Below are 20,148 nucleotides of genomic sequence, written 5' to 3'. Positions count from 1 at the left end.
CTGTACAAGGCGGAGCGCGGCCTGCTGCACACGGGCACGCTGGTGCGCCAGGACCTCCCCGCGGACGACGGCCGGCAGGTGTGGGGCGTCGTCGCGACCGACCGCTCCCGCGCCCTGTTCCAGGTCGCGACCCTGACCCGACCCGCCACCGCGCCGCCCGGCCGCCTGACCCTGCGCGGCCTGGACCCCGCGCGCCGCTACCGCGTCACCCCGCTGCCGCTGAGCGGCGAGGCCTACGACGGCTGGTCGGTCCCGCCGTGGCTCAGGCGCCCGGAGGGCACCGTCCTGACCGGCCGTGCGCTCGCCGTCGCCGGGCTCCAGACGCCGGAGTCGGCGCCCGAGACGTCGCTCGTGCTGCGGGTGGAGGCCGTCGACTGACCGCACTCCCCCGCTAAGGTCAGACCATGCCGACGCCGCCTGCCGCCCCGCCCACGACGATCCTCACCGCCGTCGGCGAGGAGTGGGCGGGCTCCGTCCTGCCCGCCGCCGTGCGCGACCGGCTCGCCGCCCACGGCCCGATCGTCGACCTCCGCGCCGCCGACGACGAGGCGCTCGCGTCGGCGCGCGTGCTCGTCACCGGCTGGGGCGCCCCGGTGCTGGACGCCGCGACGCTCGACCGCCTGCCGCGCCTGGAGCTCGTGGCGCACGCGGCCGGCTCGGTGCGGGGCCTGGTGACCCCCGAGGTGTGGGCGCGCGGGGTGCGCGTCACGTCGGCGGCGCACGCCAACGCGCGCGCCGTCGCGGACTTCACCGTGTCGATGGTGCACCTGGCCGTGAAGAACGCGCTGCGGCTGGGCCTGGCGGCCGCGCGGGAGCGCGCGATGCCGGGGCGCGACGGCATCCGCGGCCTCGACGGCGCCGTGGTCGGGCTGGTCGGTTTCGGGCTCATCGCGCGCCTCACCGCCGAGGCCCTGCGCCCGCTGGACGTGCGTGTGCTGGTGCACGACCCGTACTACGACACCGACGACGCGCGCCGGGCGGGCGTCGAGCTCGTCGGCCTGCCCGAGCTGCTCGCCGCGAGCGACGTCGTGTCGGTGCACGCGCCGCTCACCGACGGCACGCGCGGCATGCTCGGCGCCGCCGAGCTCGGCCTGCTCGCGCCGTCGGCCACGCTGATCAACACCGCGCGCGGCGGGCTGGTGGACCACGACGCGCTCGCGCGCCTGCTGGCCGACCGCGAGGACCTGTTCGCCGTGCTCGACGTCACCGACCCCGAGCCCCTGCCGGCGGGACACCCGCTGCTCGGCCTGGGCAACGTCTTCCTCACGCCGCACGTCGCGGGGTCGCTGGGCACCGAGGAGGCGCGGCTGGGCCACGCCGCCGCCGACGAGGTCGAACGGTGGGTCGTCGGCGAGCCACTGCGGCACGAGATGCGCCCCGAGCAGCTGCCCTTCACCGCCTGACGGCCGCATCCGCCCGCCCGGGGGCCGCGGGTCCGACGAAGGTCGGCCCGGCGGCCTCTTGCATGTTCACTGTCGTGTGACGTTGTGTTTGAAAATGTTCCTGGCGCGACAAGTTGTTACCGCACCGAGACCGCAGGGGTTTGACCAGATCGGCCAAGATCGGCCAGAGTGTGTCGCGGACACCAGCTCATCACCCTCGTTGCCGAGGTTGACCCACAGGGACGTGGACATGACGAGTTCACAAACTCACACTCTTGAACACAGAAAGTCACATACGGCACCACGCCGGCTCAGCGACGGACAGTTCGCCGTCCTGCTGCTCCTGCCGGGCGTCGCGCTGCTCGCCGGCGTCGTGCTCTACCCGCTCGTCGCGGCACTGGTCACGGCGTTCTTCGAGCAGAGCCTCGTGCTGCCCGGACGCACGTTCGTCGGGCTGCAGAACATCGTGGACGTGCTGCAGGGCGACTTCCTGCGCCTGCTGCGCCAGACGCTCGTCTTCACGCTCGGCACCACGATCCTGCCGTTCGTGATCGGCTTCGCCCTCGCGCTGGCGCTGAACACGAGGATCCGCGGCGCCAAGGTGCTTCGCGGCCTCATGCTCATCCCCTGGCTCGTGCCCGGCGTCGTCGTGTCGTTCCTGTGGATGTGGATCTTCAACGCCAACTACGGCGTGATGAACGCACTGCTCCAGGGTCTCGGCCTCGTCGACGACCCGCAGGCCTGGCTCGCGCAGCCGGGCACCGCGATGGGCGCCGTGATCCTGGCGAAGACGTGGCAGTCGTTCCCCTGGATGATGGTCATGCTCCTGGCCGGCCTGCAGACCGTGCCGATCGAGCTGCACGAGGCGGCCGAGATGGACGGCGCGGGCACGGTCCGCCGCTTCTTCGCCATCACGCTGCCCCACCTCAAGGGCATCGTGGGCCTGGTGCTGCTGCTGGAGTTCATCTGGAACTTCCAGCACTTCGACATCATCTACGTCCTCACCGGCGGCGGCCCCGCAGGCGCCACCCAGACGTTCGCCACCGCCGTGTACGAGACGGCCTTCCAGGGCTACGACCTCGGCAAGGCCGGCGCGCTCGGCCTGCTGTGGATGGTGCTGCTCATGGCGCTCGTCGTCGTGTACGTCCGCTTCTCGGAGAAGGGAGAGGAGCGATGAGCGCGACGACGCAGCTCCCCGCCGCGCCCACCCCGCCCTCGGCGTCGTCCCCGGCCGACGACGCGCCCCGGCCGCCCCAGCGCCTCCGCCGCGGCGCCCTGCGCTCCGAGCGCCCCGGCGTCCGGTTCGCCGCCTGGGCCACGGTGGTCGTGTGCGGCGGCTTCGGCCTGCTGCCGGTGTACTGGCTGCTCGCCACGTCCCTCACGCCGCGCGACCAGGTGTTCAGCTACCCGCCGAAGTTCTTCCCGTCGGCGCCCACGCTGGACGCGTTCGCCGCGCTCGCCTCGAACGACCAGCTGTTCGGATACCTGCGCAACAGCGTCATCGTCTCGGTGATCACCGCGGTGCTGTCGGTGCTGGTCTCGGCGTACATGGGGTACTCGTTCTCCAAGTTCCGCTACCGCGGCCGCCGCTCGCTGATGTACCTGGTGCTGGCGTCACAGATGTTCCCGCAGGCCCTGCTTCTGGTGACGCTGTACAGCGTGTTCAGCGCGTACGGGCTGCTCAACACCTACACCGCGCTGGTGCTGAGCTTCACCACGTTCACGCTGCCGCTGTGCGTGTGGATGCTCAAGGGCTTCTTCGACACCATCCCGGACGAGCTGATCGAGGCGGCGCGGGTCGACGGCGCGTCCCGCCTGCGGATCATCCACTCGATCGTGCTGCCGCTGGCGGCGCCGGGCCTCATCGCCGCGGGGCTGTTCGCCTTCGTCCGCGGCTGGAACGACTTCGTCTTCGCGCTCACGCTCGCCGGACCGGAGAAGCAGACCCTGCCGCCCGGCCTGGTCAACACGTTCATCGGCGAGGCCTCGACGGCGTGGCCGGAGCTCATGGCGGCGTCGCTCGTCGTCTCGCTCCCGGTCGCGATCGCCTTCATCGCGCTGCAGAAGTACCTGGTCGGCGGCCTCACCGCCGGCGCCGTCAAGGGCTGACCGAGCCCGCGACGCCCCCGTCACCACCCCTTCCCCACCCCGAACGACCCTCGATGCGGAGGATCCCCATGTCTCTCACCCTTCCCCAGAGCGCCCTGTCGCGACGTCGCGTGCTCCAGCTGCTCGGCATCGGCGCCGGCACCGCCGCCCTCGCCGCCTGCGCGCCGTCCGCGCCGTCGTCCACGGGCGCCGCCGCCTCGGCCGCCGCGGCAGGCGGCACGAAGACGGACTTCGCGTTCTCGTCGTGGTCGTTCACCGAGGAGGCCGCGGCCCCGGCCCTCGAGGCGATCGTCAAGGCCTACCAGGACCAGGCCGGCGTCACGGTGGACGACGTCTCGTTCCCCTACAACGAGTACATCAACCAGCTCACGCTGCAGGTGAAGGGCGGCCAGTTCACCGGCGCGGCGCACGTGGACGTCGCGTGGCTCGGCTCCCTCGCCGCGATGGGCAAGCTGCAGGACCTGTCGGCGCTGACCGAGGGGCGCGGGTACACCGACGCGGCGCTGGCGGCCGCCCAGTTCGACGGCGTGCAGTACGGCCTGCCGTGGACCATCGGCGCGATCGGGCTCGTCGCGAACTCCGAGATCCTGCAGAAGGCGGACATCGACCCCGACGCGTTCCCGACGACGGTCGACGCGTTCGAGAAGGCGCTCAAGGACCTCAAGGGCCTCGGCGGCGGGCTCATCCCCTACGCCGCGTCCACCAAGGCCGCGCAGCTCAAGGACATCCTCATCTGGATGGAGACGTTCGGCAGCCCGCTGGTCGACGGCGACACCGTCACCATCGGCGACGACGCGTCCGTCGAGGCCGTGACCTGGTACAAGTCGCTGTACGACCAGAAGCTCATCGCCGCCGACGTCGACCGCTTCGACGCCCGCTCCCTGTTCGCGCAGGGCCGCGCGGCGATCTACGACGACGCCCCCGTGGGCCGCAACGCCGTGCAGGAGGAGTCGCCCGACAAGGACCTCGGCAGCAAGCTCGTGCCGCTCTCGCGCCCCGTGCTCAAGGACGGCGAGACCCCGCGCGCGCTGGTCTGGGGCGGCGCGATCGCCGTCGTCGACGGCGAGGGCGCCGAGACCGCCGCCGACTTCGCCCAGTTCGCGACGTCGGACCTCGACACCGTGCTGGCCGACTACGAGGTGCGCGGCCTGCCGCCGGTGACGACCGAGGCCCAGCAGTCCGACGTCGTCGCCGCCGACACGTTCGGTTCCCTGTTCAACGACCGCATCACCGCCACGTCGACGAGCAACCCGTTCTGGAAGTTCACCGCGTACTCGCAGATCGAGACGGTCGTCGCCGAGCAGGTGCAGGCCGTGCTGGTCGGCAAGACGGACGCCAAGGCGGCCATGCAGAAGGCCGGCGAGGCCGCGCAGAAGCTGGTCGGCTGACCCGACCGTGCCCACCCCCGGAGTCCTGACCACGGTTCGAGGAGGAACCATGCGACGACGCCCCACCCCGACGCTGCGCACCGCCCTGACCGGCGCCGCGGCCGCCCTCGCGGCGGCCGCGGCGGTCGGGGCCGCCGCCCTACCCGCGACGGCCTCGGCCCCTGCGGCGCACGCGAAGCACGCCCCGCAGGTCGAGGAGCTGCCGTTCACCGTCGACTCGTCCAACCAGGCGGGCTGGTGGAAGCCGATCGACGTCGTCGACGGCACCACCTACGTCGCGTACAACGCGCCGGGGCCCACGGCCGCGACGCACCAGGTCCACGTGGCCGCGCGCGGCGCCGACGGCGCCTGGACGGACGGCTGCCTGCGGGCGACCGACGGGGAGTGCGCGACGTTCGTCGACGACAACGGCCACAACCAGCCGTCGATCGTCGTGGACGGCGACGGGAACGTGCACGCCTTCGTCTCGATGCACCACGAGCAGTGGAACTACTTCCGCACGACGACGCCCGGCGACGTCACCAGCCTCGTGGACGTGTCGGGCGAGATGCCCGACCAGGACCTGGCCGTCACCTACCCGGTGACCGCCCGCGGCGCCGACGGCGACGTGTACGTCATGGCCCGCGCCGGCGCGGACGAGCGCCAGGCCCGCACGGGCAACCTGTACCGCTTCGACACGGGCGCCGGCACGTGGTCGCGGGTCGCCGTCGTCGCGGACGCGAAGGGCCACTCGTTCTACCCGGACGACCTCGAGGTGGGCACGGACGGACGCGTGCACGTGCTGTGGGAGTGGGGCCCGTGGCCTGCCGACCCGTCGCGGCACCTCGGCTCGTACGCCGTGTACGACCCGGCGGACGGGTCGTTCCGCGACGTCGCCGGGAACGCCCTGGAGACGCCGGTCACGCCCACCACCCCGGGCGCGGTCGTGTACCAGCCGTACGTCGACGGCGAGGACATCGGCTCGTACTGGCCCGCCCTGCAGACGGCGAAGCTGTCCGTGCACGGCGACACGCTCGACGGGATCGCCTACCGGTTCCGGACCGAGGGCGTCACCGCGTTCGACGGCTACGACGTCCGGTTCGCGCGGTGGGACGGCGCCGCCTGGCAGCGCGAGACCGTGCTGGACCTCGGCGGCCTCGGCCCGGGCGTGGAGACCTCCGCGGCCATCGAGACGACGTCGGCCGGCCCGACCACGCGCGTGTACGCGGTGGTGGAGACCACCTCGTGCGTCACGGGCCAGCAGAGCGCGGTCGTCCGCGCCGACCAGGTGCGCGGCGAGGACACCTGGCGCTTCAGCACCGTCGGCGAGGCACGCACCGGCGCCCAGCGGCTCAGCGCCGTGACCACGGGCAGCGGGACGGACCAGCTGTACGTGACGGTGCCGAGCGCCGGCCAGCTCTTCCACGCGACGGTGCCCCGCACGGGCGGCACGCCCGAGGGCTCGACGGCCGCCGAGCTGGTGGCCGGTCTCCGGGGCGAGAGCACCGACGTGAACGTCGCCCGCGGCGCGGACGTCACGGTGTCGTCCACGCTGCGCGCCGACACCGGCGGGGAGCTGGCGGTCGACGGGTCGTGCGTCGACGCGAGCCGCTGGATCTCCGCGGCCGACGACGCCCGGCCGGTCCTCACGGCCGACTGGGGCACCCCGCAGGCGGTGGACACCGTCCGCGTCCGCAGCGGCTACAGCAAGGCGACCGGCACGGCCGACGTCCTGCGCTCGTTCGCGGTCGAGCTGCACACCGCCGACGGCTGGGTGCCGGCCGGCCAGGTCACGAACAACACCTCGGGCACGGTCACCCTGCCCGTGCCCACCACCCAGGCGGACCAGGTCCGCCTGCTGATCACCGACCCGTCGAGCTCGGCGACCGACGTCGCGCGCGTCTACGAGGTCGAGGTGCTGGCCGCCGGCTGACGCCCGCGACCGGCGCCGCACACCCGCCCGCACCACGAGAACCACCACGTTCGACCAGCACAACCACCGGATCGAGGACTGAGAGATCATGCGCACGCAGACCGTCGAGGCGGACGTCGTCGTCGTCGGAGGAGGGCTCGCCGGCGTCAGCGCGGCGGTCGCCGCCGCGCGGCTGGGCCGCCAGGTGGTGCTGGTGAACAACCGGCCCGTGCTGGGCGGCAACTCCTCCTCCGAGGTGCGGGTGTGGGTGTGCGGCGCCACCGCGCACGGCAACCAGCGCTGGGCCCGGGAGACCGGGATCGTCGGCGAGATGTACGTGGAGAACCAGTACCGCAACCCCGAGGGCAACCCGGTCTACTGGGACGACGTCGTGCTGGACACCGTCCGCCGCGAGAAGAACATCCGGCTGTTCCTCAACACGGACGTGCGCGAGGTCGTCGCGACCGGCCCCGACGACGCGCGCCGCATCGAGTCCGTCACCGGCTGGACGATGGGCTCGGAGATCCTCACGACGTTCGTCGCGCCGGTGTTCCTCGACTGCACGGGCGACGGACTGGTCGGCCACCTGGCCGGCGCGCGCTACCGGCTCGGCAAGGAGTCGCAGACCGAGTTCGGGGAGGAGTGGGCGCCGCCGGAGCCGGTGCGCGAGTTCCTCGGCTCCACGCTGCTCTTCTACACCAAGGACCTCGGGCACCCGGTGAAGTACGTCGCGCCGGAGACCGCGATCGACATCACCACCACGCCGATCCCGATGAACCGCGTCATCCGCAGCGGCGACTCGGGCGCGCACTACTGGTGGATCGAGTGGGGCGGCGAGCTCGACATCGTCGACGACAACGAGCGCATCCGCGACGAGCTGCGCGGCGTCATCCTCGGCATCTGGGACTACATCAAGAACTCCGGGAAGTTCGACGCCGACAACCTCACGCTCGAGTGGATCGGCAACGTGCCCGGCAAGCGCGAGTACCGTCGCCTGATCGGCGACTACACGCTGCACCAGGGCGACGTCGTCGACCAGACGGTGTTCGACGACGGCGTCGCGTTCGGCGGCTGGTCCATCGACCTCCACCCGGCCCAGGGCATGTACGCGGAGGGCGCGGGCGCGCTGCAGCGCTTCTCCGACGGCGTCTTCGAGATCCCCTACCGCTCGCTGTACTCGGTGAACGTGGAGAACATGCTGTTCGCCGGTCGCGACGTCTCGGCCACGCACATCGCGTTCGGTGCCGCGCGCGTCATGGCGACGTGCGGCGCGATGGGCCAGGCCGCGGGCACCGCGGCCGCGCTGTGCGTGGAGCACGGCACCACCCCGCGCGGCATCTACACCGACCACCTCGACGAGCTGCGCCAGACGCTGCTGCGCTGGGACGCGCCCGCCGTCGGCATCGCGAACGCCGACCCGCACGACGTCGCGCGCCGCGCCCGCGTCACCGCGTCCAGCACGACGACACGGATCGCCGCGCCCGTCGCGGAGCCGGCCGACCTCGATCCGGGCGACATCGGTCCCGACGGCTTCGACGTCTACGACCTCGACGTCGACCTCGGCATCGTGCTGCCCGTGGACCCGCGGCTCGAGACGGTCGAGCTGCTCGTCTCCGCCCGCCGCGACACCACCCTGTCGGTCGAGGTGTTCTCCACCGGCAAGCCGCAGAACGTGGTGCCCGCGCACCTGGAGACCAAGACCGACGTCGTCGTGCCCGCCGGCGACGAGCGCTGGGTCACCGCGCACGTGCCGTTCGCCCCCGACATCCCGCAGAACGCCGTCGTCGTGCTGCGCGCCAACCCCGACGTGGCCGTCCGCCTCACCTCCCCGCTGCCGGCGGGCGTCCTCACGCTGGTGCACCGCGTCGACAACGACGACCAGAACGTGCAGATCAGCTCGGAGGAGCTGCTGGTGCAGTGGCCCACCAAGCCGCTGCGCGGGCGGTCCGTCGTGTTCCGCGCCGGCCCGGACACCCGAGCGCTGGCCCCCGAGCGCGCGACGGGCGGCTACCACCGCAACCACGGCGGCCCGCACCTGTGGGCGTCGTCGCCGATGGTCGCCGGCCGCGACGAGTGGCTGCGCCTCGACTGGGACGAGCCCGTCACCGGGCGCGAGGTGCGCCTGGTCTTCGACGACGACCTCGACGTCGAGCTCAACACGCTGCACCACCACCGCACGCCCGACGAGATCATGCCGACCCTGGTCAAGGACTACCGCGTCGAGGTGCTGCCGGCCGGCGCCCCCGAGTCCGGCGACGCCTGGGTGACCGTCGCCGACGAGACCGACAACCGGTGGCGCCTGCGCACGCACCCGCTGCCCGCCGACCTCGGCCCCCTGGCTGCCGCGCGCCTCGTCGTCGGCGCCACGAACGGCTCGGCGCAGGCCCGCGTGGTCGCGCTGCGCGTGCAGGAGTGAGCGTGCCGCACGCAGGACTCACCCGCGCCGCGCGCGGGATCGCGACGGTGTCCCGGACGGCGGACCGGGCTACGCTGACCGCCGTGCACAGGAAGGAGCGCACCGGCATCGTGGCGCTCGCCGTGCCGGACCTCGAGGAGCCGTACTTCGCCGAGCTCACGGCGCTGCTGGTGCGGCGCGCCGACGAGCGCGGGCTGTCGATCCTCATCCAGCAGACCGCGGGCGACCACGAGCGCGAGGTGGACGTCGCCAACGGCATCGGGCTGCCCCCGACCGACGGCCTCATCCACATCCCGCGCGCGCTGTCCGTGGCCGACCTGACGCGGCGCACCTCCCCCGGGCCGCTGGTGCTGCTCGGCGAGCACATCCTCGTCAGCCCGTTCACGCACGTGACGATCGACAACCGGGCCGCGTCGTACGCGGCCACCGCGCACCTGGCGTCCGTCGGGTGCCGACGGGTCGCGTTCGTCGGGCCGCGGGACGCGCGCCCCTCGGACGCCGCCGACCGCCGGTACGCCGGCTATCGCGAGGCCGTGGCCGCGCTCGGCATCGCGGACGACCCCGACCTGGTGGCCCAGGTCGAGTCGTTCACACCCGCCGAGGGGCGGCGCGCCGTCCGCGACCTGCTGGCCCGCGGCGTCGAGCTCGACGGCATCGTCTGCTCCAACGACTCCGTCGCGTTCGGGGCGCTGCCCGCCCTGCACGAGGCAGGGCGGCGCGTCCCCCAGGACGTCGCGGTCGTGGGGATCGACGACGTGCGGGGCGCGCAGTTCACGACGCCGTCGCTCACGTCGGTCTCCCCGGACAAGGAGGCCCTCGTCGAGCGCGCGCTGAGCGAGCTGGAGCGGCAGATCGCCACCCCGCCGGGCGGCAACCTGCCGGTGCAGCACGTGGTCGTGGACGCGCGCGTCGTGCCGCGCGCGAGCACCGCCCGCTGACGGGTGGCGCCGCGACCGCGCGGTCAGTCGACCGGCACCACCCAGAGCTCGCCGACGTGCGCCTCGAGCAGCTCGCGCGCGTCGTCGTCCAAGCCGTCGTCCGTGACCAGGTGCTCCACCTCGTGCAGGTCGACGATCGTGGTCAGCCCGACGACGCCCCACTTGGTGTGGTCGGCCAGCACGACGGCGTCCTGGCCGGCGGCCAGCAGCGCGCGGTCGGTCTCCGCCTCGAGGAGGTTGGGCGTCGTGAGGCCCGCGTGCAGGTCCACGCCGTGCACGCCGAGGAACGCGACGTCGAGGTGCAGGTGCTCCAGCGAGCGCACCGCCACCGGGCCCACGAGCGCGTCGGACGGCGTGCGGACCCCGCCGGTGAGCACCACGGACTGCGTGTACGGCTCGTCGGCGCGGTCGGGGCGGCGGAACACCTCCGCCACCGGCAGCGAGTTCGTCACCACCGTGAGGTCGGGGACGGCGCGCAGCTCCTGGGCGAGCACCCACGCCGTCGTGCCGCCCGAGAGCCCCACGGCCATGCCGGGCTCCACGAGCTGCGCGGCGCGGCGGGCGATGGCCCGCTTGGCCCCGACCTGCTGCTGCACCCGCGACGCGAACCCGTGCTCCTGCACCGCGCCGGCGTCCCCGCGCGTCGTCGCGCCGCCGCGCACCCGGTCGAGCTCGCCCGCGTCCGCGAGCGCCTCGATGTCCCGGCGCACCGTCATCGCGCTGACTCCCAGCTCCTGCGCCAGCTCGGTGACGCTCGCGGCGCCCCGGCGGCGCACCTCGGCCACGATCCGCGACCTGCGTTCTGCGACGAGCACCCGCTCCCCTTTCGACCCGCGGCACAGTCTGTCACGCAGGCTGCCGCGGGTCGGCCCGGACCTCGAGAGCCTGGAGATCCCGTGACCCTGCCCGCCCCCTTCGACGCCTGGTTCCCCGACAGCCCGATCGACGGCACGTACGGCTACGACCGCGACGGCCTGCTGGCCGTGCCGCCCGCCGCCGAGCCGGACGGTTTCGCCGACCTGTGGCGGTCGTGGCACGACGCCGCGCGCGACGTGCAGGCCGACGTCGTGGCGGAGCCCGTGGGCCGGCAGGGCGCCCACGAGGTGTCGGTCGTGACGTTCACCGCCGACGGTGGCCTGCGCCTGCGCGCCTGGCTGGCGCTGCCCGTGGACGCGCCCGTCCGGGTCGGCATCGTGCACGGGCACGGGTACGGAGGCCGCGAGGCGCCGTCGTTCGAGCGGGTGCCTCGCGACGCGGCGGTGATCTTCCCCGTGGCGCGCGGCCTGGGCGCGCTCAACGCCGGGGTGGGCGCCCCGGACGTGAGCACCGCGCACGTGCTCGCCGGCATCGAGGACGTGGAGACGTACGTGCTGGGGCGCTGCGCCGTCGACCTGTGGCACGCGGCCACGGCGCTGCGGGAGGTGCTCGCCGGGGTCGCGGGCGTGCCCGCCGACCTGCCCCTGTACTACGTGGGCACGAGCTTCGGCGGCGGGGTGGGCGCGCTGGCCGTGCCGTGGGACGACCGGTTCGTGGGCGCCACGCTGGAGGTGCCGAGCTTCGGCCAGTACGACGAGCGCCTCGCCGTGCCGTGCACCGGCAGCGGCGAGGCGCAGCGCGCGTACGTGGCCGCGCACCCCGAGGCCCGCGCCGTCCTCGCCCTCACCGACGCGTCCGTGGCGGCGACGTACCTGCGGGTGCCCACCCGCGTCGAGTGCGCCCTCTGGGACGCGCACGTGCCGCCGCCCGGCCAGTTCGGCGTCGCCTCCGGCGTCCGCGCCGCCGAGCGCGCCGGCACCGGGGCCGAGCTGGAGCTGGCGGTGCACTCCGCCGGGCACGCGGAGTACCCCGGCCAGGCGCGGGAGATGGCGGCGGCGTTCGCGGCCACGCGCGAGCACGTCGCGCACGCCGTCGCACTCACGGCGAGGTAGGGCAGCGTCGTCAGTTCCAGTTGTCGATCTTCACGTCCCGGGGCGACGGCGCGGCGTCGGCGCCCTCGACGAGGGCCTTGAGGCTCTGCAGGAACGTGGCCCACTTGGTGCTGCAGTGGTGCATGAACTCCACGGGCTCGCGCCAGCCGCGGTGCGCGAACAGCAGGACGGTCCAGTCGCCGTCCTGACGCAGGTCCCACTCGACGGTCGTGCCGACCCACTCCTCGGGGCCGTCGACGACGCGCCACACGACGCGCTCGCTCGGCCGCAGCTCCTCGACCTCCATCACGAAGCCGCCCTCGGGGAAACGGAACTCGACCTTCCCGCCGAGTCCGGCGTCGCCCGTCGTCTCCTGGGTCCACCAGCCGGCGAGGCCGTCCACGGTCGTCAGGGCGTCGTACATCGCCTGGGGCGTCGCGGTCGTCGTCGCGATCCTGTGCAGGATGTCCACCATCGTGATCAGCTCCTTCTCGTGGTCTCGATCGCCTCGGCGATCGCCTTGATGCGCTGCAGGCGCCGGTCCCAGGTGCGGCCGACGGCGGCCAGCTGGTCGGCGGCACGCTCGAGCTGGGCGGCGTCGACCTCGCACCGCTTCTCCCGTCCCGCCGTCGTCGACCGGACGAGGCCGGCGCGGTCGAGCACGTCGAGGTGCTTGGCCACGGCCTGCCGGGTGACCGGCAGCTGCCGGCTCAGCGACGACGCGGTGCCGCCGCCGTCGGCCAGCAGCAGGTCGAGGATGCGGCGTCGCGTGGGGTCGCCGATCGCGGACCAGAGCCCGTCGTCCACGGACGACGACGTCCCGGTCATGGCCGGACCTCCAGCGACCCCGCGTAGGCCACCAGCCGCGGCAGGTAGTAGGCCCAGCCGTCGACGTGCTCGCGGTAGCGCTGCTCGAGGACCGCGACCTCCCAGCCCTGCTCACGGAAGCCGGTCTCGGTCATGCGCAGCAGCGTCCCGTCGCCGGACGGCACGAGCTCGAAGGTGACGAGCAGCGAGTTGCCCGCCGTCGCCTCCTGCCGGGCCGGGTGCGTCCAGCGGAACGAGAACGTCCGCGGCGGCAGCGACTCGACCACCGTGAACGACTCGACCGTCCGGTCCGGGCCCTCGCCGAACGTGATCGACCCCGCCGCGCCGGGCTCCGGGTCGAAGTCCGCGTCGTCGGGCCACCACTGCCGGACGTGCTCCGGGCTGCTCACCACCTCGAAGACGACCTCCGGCGCCGCCTCGACGTAGATCTCCCGCTCGATGCTTCCCAGCTCGCTCGTCGAACCCATGACCCCTCCTGCAACTAGTGGTTGCACATCACGCTAGCCCACGGGCGAGGGATGTGCAACCACTAGTTGCAGAACGGGTGGGGTGGGCTACCGCCGGCGCGTGGCCAGGAACTCCCCGATGCGGCCGATGGCCTCGGTGAGGACCTCCTCGTCGGGCAGCGTCACCAGGCGGAAGTGGTCGGGCTCGAACCAGTTGAAGCCCGTGCCGTGCGTGACGAGGATCTTCTTGGCCCGCAGCAGGTCGATGACGAACGCCTCGTCGTCCTCGATCGGGTACATCTCCGGGTCGAGGCGCGGGAAGCAGTACAGCGCGCCCTTCGGCCGCACGGAGGTGACGCCGGGGATCTCGTTGAGCAGCTTGTCGGCCAGCATCGCCTGGTCGTAGAACCGGCCGCCGGGCACGATCAGCTCGTCGATCGACTGGTACCCGCCCAGGGCGGTCTGGATGGCGTGCTGCGCGGGCACGTTGGCGCACATGCGCATGTTCGCCAGCAGGGTGAGGCCCTCGAGGAACTCGGTGGCGTTCTCCTTCGGGCCCGACACCATGACCCACCCGGCCCGGTAGCCGCACACGCGGTACGCCTTGGACAGTCCGCTGAACGTCAGGCACAGCACGTCGTCGCCCGCGGCGGCCGCGGCGTGGTGGTGCGTGGCGCCGTCGAACAGGATCTTCTCGTAGATCTCGTCGGTGAGGACGACCAGGTCGTGGCGGCGGGCGATGTCGACCATCGCCTCCACCATCTCCTTGCTGTACACGGCGCCGGTGGGGTTGTTCGGGTTGATGATCACCATGGCGTGCGTGTTCTCGGTGATCTTCGACTCGAGGTCCTCGAGGTCCGGCATCCAGCCGTTCTCCTCGTCGCACCGGTAGTGCACGGCGGTGCCCCCGCACAGCGTGACGGCACCCGTCCACAGCGGGTAGTCCGGCGCGGGGACGAGGATCTCGTTCCCCTCGTCGACGAACGCCTGCAGCACCATCGAGATGAGCTCCGAGACACCGTTGCCGATGAACACGTCGTCCACGCTCGTGTCGCGCAGCCCGCGCGACTGGTAGTACTGCGCCACCGCGGTGCGCGCCTCGTAGATGCCGCGCGAGTCGCTGTACCCCTGCGCCTCCGGCAGGTGGTGCACGACGTCGGCCTGGATGGCGGCCGGTGCCTCGAAGCCGAACGGCGCCGTGTTGCCGATGTTCAGCTTGAGGATGCGGTGGCCCTCGGCCTCGAGGCGCTGGGCCTCGACGAGGATGGGACCGCGGACGTCGTAGCGGACGCCGCGGAGCTTGCGGCTCTGTCGGATGGTGCGCACGGGGACCATCATCCCCCTGCGGGGCCGGTGACCGACACGGCCAATCCGCGACCGGCGGCCCCGTCGTCCCGCGACGTCACGGCGGGCGCCGCCCCCACCAGCGCGTCCAGCCGCTCCAGCCGCTGCGCCGTCGCGTCGTCGGCCGGCGTCATGACGATGATCCGGTCGCCACGGGCCCGGTCCAGCCACAGGCTCTGGAAGTGCACGTCGAGGCGACCCGCGCGGGCCGAGCGGTAGTGCCGCAGCTGGGTGCCGTCCCCGGCGACGTCGTACGACTCCCAGTGCCGCACGAAGTCCGCCGACGACGCCCGCAGCCGCGCCAGCAGCGCGGACCAGCGGGGGTCGTCGCGGTGCTCCGGCTCCCGGGCCCGCAGACGAGCGGCGATGTTGTGCAGGACGACGTCCTCGGCGTCGCCGAGCGCCCCGCGCCAGCGCGGCTCGGTGAACATCAGCCAGGCGCAGTTGCGGTCCTCGGGTGGGCGGGCGTCGAGGTCGTCGAACAGGTACCGGTACGCCCGGTTGGCCGCGAGCAGGTCGTAGGCGTCGGTCTGCACCGCCGCCGGGTACGGGAGCAGCCCGGCCAGCACGGCGAGCTGCTCCGGCCGCACACCTGGCGGCGGTCCGGGCGCGACGGCGGTCTCGCGGCCCGCGAGCACCATGAGGTGGCGGCGCTCGGCGGCGTCGAGCCGCAGCACCCGGGCGACGGCGTCGAGCACCTGGTCCGAGACGTTCCTCGCCCGCCCCTGCTCCAGCCACGTGTACCAGGTGACCCCCACCCCGGCGAGCTGCGCCACCTCCTCGCGGCGCAGGCCGGGCGTGCGTCGCCGCCCGCCGACGGGCAGCCCGACGTCACCGGGCGTCACGCGCCCGCGGCGCTCGCGCAAGAAGGCGCCGAGGGCGGCACGGTCGGGGGTCGTCGACGTCATCGCCCCAGTGTCACCCTCGCCCGGGCGCGCAACCAGGTGGTGGTGGTACCACGATCGACAGGCTCCTGGTACCAGGATGGACGCGGGCGCACCGTCGTCGTCATGACCACGACCACCACCCCGCCCGCCGGCCGAGCGGCCGCGCCTGCCGCGACGGCGCCCGCCGCTTCGCTGTCGCACCGGGCGCTCACCGGCCTCGGGCTCGCCGTCCTGCTCGTCGCGTACCTGCCCGTCAACATGACGTTCGGCTCGGTCAACCTGCTCGCGCCGGCGATCACGGCCGACCTCGGCGTCGCGGTGTCGGGCGGCCAGCTCGTCCTGTCCGCGTACACGACGACGTTCGCCGCGACGCTCGTCGTGGCCGGGCGGCTCGGCGACCGCTTCGGACGACGTCGGCTGCTCGCCGCAGGCCTCGCGGCGTTCGCCGCGCTGTCCGTCCTGGCGGCGTCCGCCCCGACCCTGCCCGTGCTCGTGGCGCTGCGCGCGGGGCTCGGCGTCGCCGCGGGGCTGTTCACCCCGCAGGTGCTGTCCACGATCCAGGCCACCGCCCCCGACCGCCTGCGGGCCCTCGGGGTCACCCTGTTCACCGCCGTCAGCGGCGTCGCGACGATCGCCGGGCAGGTGCTCGCGGGCGCGGTGGCCGGCGTCGCGGGCGACCACGTGGGCTGGCGGGCCGTGCAGTCCGCCACCGGCGCGATCGCCGTGGCCGCCCTGCTCGCGCTGCGCACCGTCCCGGAGTCACGCTCGACGGCGCCGCTCGCGCTCGACCTGCGCGGCGCCGCCCTGCTGGCCGCCGGCCTGCTGCTGCTCGTGGTGCCGCTGACGCTCGGCGCGTCCGCCGGCTGGCCGCCCGCGCTGCTCGGGATGCTCGCCGCTTCGGGCGTCGTCCTCACGCTGTTCGCCCGCTCACAGCGCGCGGCCGAGCGGCGCGGCGAGCTGCCGATCGTGCCGCCCAGCGTGCTGCGCACCCGTGTCGTGCGCGACGGGCTGATCATGACGCTGCTGTTCTTCACCGGCTACGGGGCGTTCCTGTACGAGTTCTCGGCGCTCGCGCAGGGCGCGTTGGGCGCCGACGCCTGGGGCACGGTCGTGCTGCTCCTCGGCTTCGGCGGCGCGTTCGTCGCGACGGCCCTTGCCACACCCGCGATCGAGCGCCGCACCGGGCGATGGACGATGACCGGGTCCGCCGTCGCGCAGGCCGCCGTGCTGGGCGGGCTCGCCCTCGTCGTCGGCAGCGAGCACGGCGGGACGACGGCGGCCCTGCAGCCGCTGCTCATGGCCCTCGGCGCCGCGCAGGCGCTCATGTACGGGCCGGTGCTGCGCACCGTCCTGTCGCGCACGCCCACCTGGGCGGCCGGCGTCGCCGGCGGGCTGTTCACCACGCTGCAGCAGCTCGGCCTCGGCCTCGGCGTCGCGGTGCTCGGCGGGCTGTTCCAGGCCGTCGCAGCGCGCGCCGGGGATTCCGCGGCCCCCGGCCTGCCGCGCGGGTTCGTCGTGGCCGTCGGCGTGCAGGCCGTGCTCGCGCTCGTCTTCGCCGCGTTGGCCGCCCGGGTCGCGCGAGCCCGCTGACCGCGGGTGCGCCCGGCCCACGGTGGCGGCCCGCCCGCTGATGCTTACGGTGGGAGTCCGGTTCCTCGCCCCGCTCGGAGGTCGTCATGAAGGTCGTCGTCGTCGGCGCGCTCGGCAAGGTCGCGCGCCAGCTCATCCCGCTGCTCGCCGACGGCGGCACGGGGCCGGTGGTCGACGTCGTCGGGGTGGTGCGCAAGCCCGAGCAGGTGGACCGCGTGGCCGACCTCGGTGCGGAGCCCGCGCTGCTGGACGTCGAGCACGCGAGCACCGAGGAGATCGCCGCCGCGCTGGCCGGCGCGGACGCCGTCGTCTGGTCCGCCGGGGCCGGCGGCGGCGACCCGGAGCGCACGTACGCCGTCGACCGTGACGCCGCGATCCGCTCCATGGACGCCGCGGCGAGCGCCGGGGCGCGCCGGTACGTCATGGTGTCGTGGGTGGGCTCGACGCCCGAGCACGGCGTTCCCGAGAGCGCGGGCTTCTTCGCCTACGCGGACGCGAAGCTCGCCGCCGACGACCACCTGCGCACCACCGACCTGGACTGGACGATCCTCGGCCCCGGCACGCTGACGGACGAGCCGCCCACCGGGCGCATCGCCGTCCTGCCCGAGACCGGCGCCGTCCCCGCCGGGACGGACACCAGCGTGCCGCGCGCCGACGTCGCGCAGGTCGTGGCCGCGGCGCTGCGCGAGCCCGCGACCGTCGGCCGCTTCGTCCGCTTCTCCGCCGGGGACACACCGATCCCGACGGCGCTGCGCAACCTGGACTAGCGAGGGCGCCTTAGTCAAGGTTTCGCCGAAACCTTGATGAAGATGACCCTCATGGTCAAGGTCCCCGCCTTCGGGTACGTCGACGAGTACTGGGTTGCCGACTCCGACGGGATGACGAGCCGGTCCGCGCGCGCTGCAGCGTCCGGGCCCTACCGTTCGACCGTCCCGCCGGCGATCGGCGGCTGGGTATGGAGCGTCCCCGCGGACCTGTCCGCGAACGTCGAGGAGGCCACCGCTGCCCTCAGCCGCTTCGACGAGTACGCGGCCAAGGTCCTCGGGACGACGAGCCCGACGCTCGGCCCGATGAGCTCGATCCTCCTGCGCACGGAGTCCGCTCCTCGTCCCAGATCGAAGACCTCACCGTCGGGCCCCGACAGCTGGCCCTCGCCGAGATCGAGCAGTCGACCTCGGCGAACGCCCGTACCGTCGTCGCGAACGTCCGCGCCATGGAGGCGGCACTCGCGCTGGCGGACCGACTCGACACCGACGCGATCCTGGAGATGGACCGTGCGCTCCTGTCGGGACAGCGCGGCTGGGAGGACCACGCGGGGCGCTGGCGCGACCAGCTCGTGTGGATCGGGACCAGCGCGATCAGTCCTCGGGGCGCTTCGCACGTCGCACCCCAGGCGCCGCTCGTCCCAGACGCGATGGAGGACCTGGTCGCCTTCCTCCGTCGCGACGACCTGCCCGTCCTGTTCCAGGCGGCCGTGGCGCACGCACACTTCGAGACCGTCCACCCGTTCGTCGACGGCAGCGGGCGCACGGGCCGCGCCATGGTGCATTCCGTCCTGCGGGCGAAAGGGATCCTGACCGCGACGACCGCACCGGTGTCCGCGGGGCTGCTCACGCAGACCGAGCAGTACTTCGCGGCGCTGACCGCCTACCGCGACGGTGACGCACGACCGATCGTGGAGCGCTTCGCCGACGCCGCCCGCTTCGCGGCCTCGTCGGGCTCCCGGCTCGTCGACGACCTCGCCGCGCAGGTCGACGTCGCCCGCGAACACCTCCGTGGGCTCCGGCGACAGGCCGTGGCATGGCGGGTGGTGCCGCATCTGGTGTCCCACCCCGTCGTGAACGCTCGCTTCCTCTCCGACCACCTGGGCATGAAGGGACAGACCGCGCAGAACGCTCTCGCCCAGCTCGCCGACGCCGGCGTCCTGGTCGAGCGGACCGGGCTGCGCCGCAACCGCGTGTGGGAGCACCCGAGCGTCCTGACCGTCCTCGATCAGTACGCCCAGAGCCTGCTCCGCCGGTGAACCGTCGGTAGGGTCGGGACGTCGAAGGAGACGCCGATGACTCGTCGAGGCTGGCTCGCGCTGCTGCTGGGGGCCATCGTGCTGCTGGGCCTGTGCCTCGTGCTCCAGGTGACGGGAAGCCCGTGGGCATCGGTGCCGGCATGGGCCTTCTGGGGCGCGGTGGTCGTCGCGCTGGTCGTACGGGTGGTGCGGTCGCGCAGCCTGCGCGAGGCGCTGCGCCCGCCGGCGCAGGGCATCGACGAGGTGCAGGACCTCTACCTCGGCCGGATCCGCCCGCCCGTGGAGTACGGCGGCGCCGCGGGGCCGGTCGCCACACTGGTGGAGCCGCTGCCCGACGACCCGCTCGCGGGCGGCACCGTCACGCTGGACCCGCCGCCCGACGCCGCGCGCTGATCGCGCCGTGCGGGCGGACGCCGGGGTCCGTGCGCTCGGCGGTCTCCACGACGTCGAACCCCGCCCGCTCGACCCGTGCCGCCAGCTCGTCGACGGGCCAGAACCAGGCGGTCGTCACGGCGTGGTCGAACGGCTCGACGCGCGGGCCGCGGCAGAACCCGAGGAGCAGCCCGCCGCCCGGCGCGACGGCGCGGGCGAGCTCGGCCAGCACGGCGTCGACCCCCGTGCCGTCCACAGCCTCGGGCGGGCTGTGGATGAGCGAGTACCAGGCCAGCACGCCGCCGAGGCTGCCGTCCGGCACGCCGAGGTCGGCGAGCGAGGCGCGGCGGAACGGCACGGCGGGGTACTCGGCCCGGGCACGCTCGAGGAACGGCTCCGCGAGGTCGACGCCCTCCGCGTCCAGGCCGCGACGGGCGAGGAAGTCCGTCCAGTGCCCCGGCCCGCACCCGGCGTCGACGACGCGCCCGGTCAGCCCGGCGGCCCACCGCTCGACGAGCGCCCGGTCGTCGTCGTGCACCGCGTCCATCGAGCCGAACAGGTCCGTGTACTCCTGCGCCCGGGCCGCGTAGGCCGCGCTCGCGGCGCGAGCAGACGAGGACACGGAGC

General features: G+C 73.8%; 20 protein-coding genes. 13 read left to right on the top strand and 7 right to left on the bottom strand.

The window, feature by feature from the left end; translation table 11 throughout:
• The first annotated feature begins 42 nt into the window (after window positions 1–42).
• From ACH443_RS00350 to ACH443_RS00315, 8 genes are all read left to right on the top strand, one after another.
• Window positions 43–378, top strand: coding sequence for a GH36 C-terminal domain-containing protein (locus tag ACH443_RS00350; RefSeq protein ID WP_430589446.1), 336 nt, complete (start codon window positions 43–45; stop codon window positions 376–378).
• 26 nt (window positions 379–404) lie between these two features.
• Window positions 405–1,403 carry a hydroxyacid dehydrogenase gene (locus ACH443_RS00345; protein ID WP_430589159.1) on the top strand — a complete coding sequence of 333 codons (999 nt, stop codon included), beginning with the start codon at window positions 405–407 and terminating at the stop codon, window positions 1,401–1,403.
• Window positions 1,404–1,611: 208 nt separating this feature from the next.
• The gene (locus tag ACH443_RS00340) at window positions 1,612–2,559 is read left to right on the top strand and encodes a carbohydrate ABC transporter permease (protein ID WP_430589158.1); all 948 of its coding nucleotides are present in this window, start codon (window positions 1,612–1,614) and stop codon (window positions 2,557–2,559) included.
• Window positions 2,556–3,491 carry a carbohydrate ABC transporter permease gene (locus tag ACH443_RS00335; RefSeq protein WP_429765587.1) on the top strand — a complete coding sequence of 312 codons (936 nt, stop codon included), beginning with the start codon at window positions 2,556–2,558 and terminating at the stop codon, window positions 3,489–3,491. The genes ACH443_RS00340 and ACH443_RS00335 overlap by 4 nt, the downstream gene beginning before the upstream one ends.
• 68 nt (window positions 3,492–3,559) lie before the next feature.
• Entirely contained in the window at window positions 3,560–4,879 is a 1,320-nt protein-coding gene (locus ACH443_RS00330; RefSeq protein ID WP_430589157.1) for an extracellular solute-binding protein, read from the top strand.
• 49 nt (window positions 4,880–4,928) lie between these two features.
• Window positions 4,929–6,791: a BNR-4 repeat-containing protein gene (locus ACH443_RS00325; protein ID WP_430556328.1), complete on the top strand. Its 1,863-nt coding sequence runs from the start codon at window positions 4,929–4,931 to the stop codon at window positions 6,789–6,791.
• An 88-nt stretch (window positions 6,792–6,879) separates the two neighbouring features.
• Window positions 6,880–9,186: an FAD-dependent oxidoreductase gene (locus tag ACH443_RS00320; protein ID WP_430589156.1), complete on the top strand. Its 2,307-nt coding sequence runs from the start codon at window positions 6,880–6,882 to the stop codon at window positions 9,184–9,186.
• Window positions 9,187–9,188: 2 nt separating this feature from the next.
• Window positions 9,189–10,124: a LacI family DNA-binding transcriptional regulator gene (locus ACH443_RS00315; RefSeq protein ID WP_430556330.1), complete on the top strand. Its 936-nt coding sequence runs from the start codon at window positions 9,189–9,191 to the stop codon at window positions 10,122–10,124.
• A 23-nt stretch (window positions 10,125–10,147) separates the two neighbouring features.
• On the opposite strand, the gene ACH443_RS00310 is transcribed toward ACH443_RS00315, so the two are convergent.
• A complete protein-coding gene (locus tag ACH443_RS00310) occupies window positions 10,148–10,939 on the bottom strand; it encodes a DeoR/GlpR family DNA-binding transcription regulator (RefSeq protein ID WP_429765578.1) in 792 nt (263 codons plus the stop codon).
• 81 nt (window positions 10,940–11,020) lie between these two features.
• Between ACH443_RS00310 and ACH443_RS00305 the strand changes: the two genes are divergently transcribed.
• The gene (locus ACH443_RS00305; protein ID WP_430589155.1) at window positions 11,021–12,052 is read left to right on the top strand and encodes an acetylxylan esterase; all 1,032 of its coding nucleotides are present in this window, start codon (window positions 11,021–11,023) and stop codon (window positions 12,050–12,052) included.
• Between the two features lie 10 nt (window positions 12,053–12,062).
• Here the strand turns inward: ACH443_RS00305 and ACH443_RS00300 are convergent, their stop codons facing one another.
• From ACH443_RS00300 to ACH443_RS00280, 5 genes are all read right to left on the bottom strand, one after another.
• The gene (locus ACH443_RS00300) at window positions 12,063–12,506 is read right to left on the bottom strand and encodes an SRPBCC family protein (RefSeq protein ID WP_429765574.1); all 444 of its coding nucleotides are present in this window, start codon (window positions 12,504–12,506) and stop codon (window positions 12,063–12,065) included.
• Between the two features lie 5 nt (window positions 12,507–12,511).
• Entirely contained in the window at window positions 12,512–12,859 is a 348-nt protein-coding gene (locus ACH443_RS00295) for an ArsR/SmtB family transcription factor (protein ID WP_429765573.1), read from the bottom strand.
• Window positions 12,856–13,326, bottom strand: coding sequence for an SRPBCC family protein (locus ACH443_RS00290; protein WP_430589154.1), 471 nt, complete (start codon window positions 13,324–13,326; stop codon window positions 12,856–12,858). Before ACH443_RS00290 ends, ACH443_RS00295 begins: the two co-directional genes overlap by 4 nt.
• Window positions 13,327–13,413: 87 nt before the next feature.
• Window positions 13,414–14,631, bottom strand: a complete 1,218-nt coding sequence (locus ACH443_RS00285) for a pyridoxal phosphate-dependent aminotransferase (protein ID WP_429734439.1) — start codon at window positions 14,629–14,631, stop codon at window positions 13,414–13,416.
• Window positions 14,632–14,639: 8 nt separating this feature from the next.
• Complete coding sequence (locus tag ACH443_RS00280; protein WP_430556333.1) at window positions 14,640–15,557, bottom strand: helix-turn-helix transcriptional regulator; 918 nt, start codon at window positions 15,555–15,557, stop codon at window positions 14,640–14,642.
• A gap of 102 nt (window positions 15,558–15,659) precedes the next feature.
• Between ACH443_RS00280 and ACH443_RS00275 the strand changes: the two genes are divergently transcribed.
• The 4 genes from ACH443_RS00275 (at window position 15,660) to ACH443_RS00260 (ending at window position 19,542) form a co-directional block, all read left to right on the top strand.
• Window positions 15,660–17,126 carry an MFS transporter gene (locus ACH443_RS00275; RefSeq protein ID WP_430589153.1) on the top strand — a complete coding sequence of 489 codons (1,467 nt, stop codon included), beginning with the start codon at window positions 15,660–15,662 and terminating at the stop codon, window positions 17,124–17,126.
• An 86-nt stretch (window positions 17,127–17,212) separates the two neighbouring features.
• Window positions 17,213–17,893 carry an NAD(P)H-binding protein gene (locus tag ACH443_RS00270; RefSeq protein WP_430556335.1) on the top strand — a complete coding sequence of 227 codons (681 nt, stop codon included), beginning with the start codon at window positions 17,213–17,215 and terminating at the stop codon, window positions 17,891–17,893.
• Window positions 17,894–18,339: 446 nt separating this feature from the next.
• A complete protein-coding gene (locus ACH443_RS00265) occupies window positions 18,340–19,149 on the top strand; it encodes a Fic family protein (protein WP_430589152.1) in 810 nt (269 codons plus the stop codon).
• A gap of 36 nt (window positions 19,150–19,185) precedes the next feature.
• On the top strand, window positions 19,186–19,542 hold the full coding sequence (locus ACH443_RS00260) for a hypothetical protein (RefSeq protein ID WP_430589151.1): 357 nt from the start codon (window positions 19,186–19,188) through the stop codon (window positions 19,540–19,542).
• On the opposite strand, the gene ACH443_RS00255 is transcribed toward ACH443_RS00260, so the two are convergent.
• Entirely contained in the window at window positions 19,508–20,143 is a 636-nt protein-coding gene (locus tag ACH443_RS00255) for a class I SAM-dependent methyltransferase (protein ID WP_430589150.1), read from the bottom strand. The two genes, ACH443_RS00260 and ACH443_RS00255, sit on opposite strands and share 35 nt — an antisense overlap.
• Window positions 20,144–20,148 lie beyond the last annotated feature (5 nt).

Source organism: Isoptericola sp. NPDC019571, assembly GCF_044389385.1.
Taxonomy (GTDB): domain Bacteria; phylum Actinomycetota; class Actinomycetes; order Actinomycetales; family Cellulomonadaceae; genus Isoptericola; species Isoptericola nanjingensis.
The sequence above is the reverse complement of the archived record's forward strand: the minus strand, read 5'-3'. Positions and strand labels throughout refer to the sequence as shown.

Bases quoted from the DNA above. Each gene is read 5' to 3' on its own strand.
- ACH443_RS00345 (WP_430589159.1), top strand. From the start codon at position 405: ATGCCGACGCCGCCTGCCGCCCCGCCCACGACGATCCTCACCGCCGTC.
- ACH443_RS00280 (WP_430556333.1), bottom strand. From the start codon at position 15,557: ATGACGTCGACGACCCCCGACCGTGCCGCCCTCGGCGCCTTCTTGCGC.
- ACH443_RS00335 (WP_429765587.1), top strand. From the start codon at position 2,556: ATGAGCGCGACGACGCAGCTCCCCGCCGCGCCCACCCCGCCCTCGGCG.
- ACH443_RS00290 (WP_430589154.1), bottom strand. From the start codon at position 13,326: ATGGGTTCGACGAGCGAGCTGGGAAGCATCGAGCGGGAGATCTACGTC.
- ACH443_RS00265 (WP_430589152.1), top strand. From the start codon at position 18,340: ATGGAGGCGGCACTCGCGCTGGCGGACCGACTCGACACCGACGCGATC.
- ACH443_RS00270 (WP_430556335.1), top strand. From the start codon at position 17,213: ATGAAGGTCGTCGTCGTCGGCGCGCTCGGCAAGGTCGCGCGCCAGCTC.
- ACH443_RS00330 (WP_430589157.1), top strand. From the start codon at position 3,560: ATGTCTCTCACCCTTCCCCAGAGCGCCCTGTCGCGACGTCGCGTGCTC.
- ACH443_RS00275 (WP_430589153.1), top strand. From the start codon at position 15,660: ATGACCACGACCACCACCCCGCCCGCCGGCCGAGCGGCCGCGCCTGCC.
- ACH443_RS00325 (WP_430556328.1), top strand. From the start codon at position 4,929: ATGCGACGACGCCCCACCCCGACGCTGCGCACCGCCCTGACCGGCGCC.
- ACH443_RS00320 (WP_430589156.1), top strand. From the start codon at position 6,880: ATGCGCACGCAGACCGTCGAGGCGGACGTCGTCGTCGTCGGAGGAGGG.
- ACH443_RS00300 (WP_429765574.1), bottom strand. From the start codon at position 12,506: ATGGTGGACATCCTGCACAGGATCGCGACGACGACCGCGACGCCCCAG.
- ACH443_RS00260 (WP_430589151.1), top strand. From the start codon at position 19,186: ATGACTCGTCGAGGCTGGCTCGCGCTGCTGCTGGGGGCCATCGTGCTG.
- ACH443_RS00295 (WP_429765573.1), bottom strand. From the start codon at position 12,859: ATGACCGGGACGTCGTCGTCCGTGGACGACGGGCTCTGGTCCGCGATC.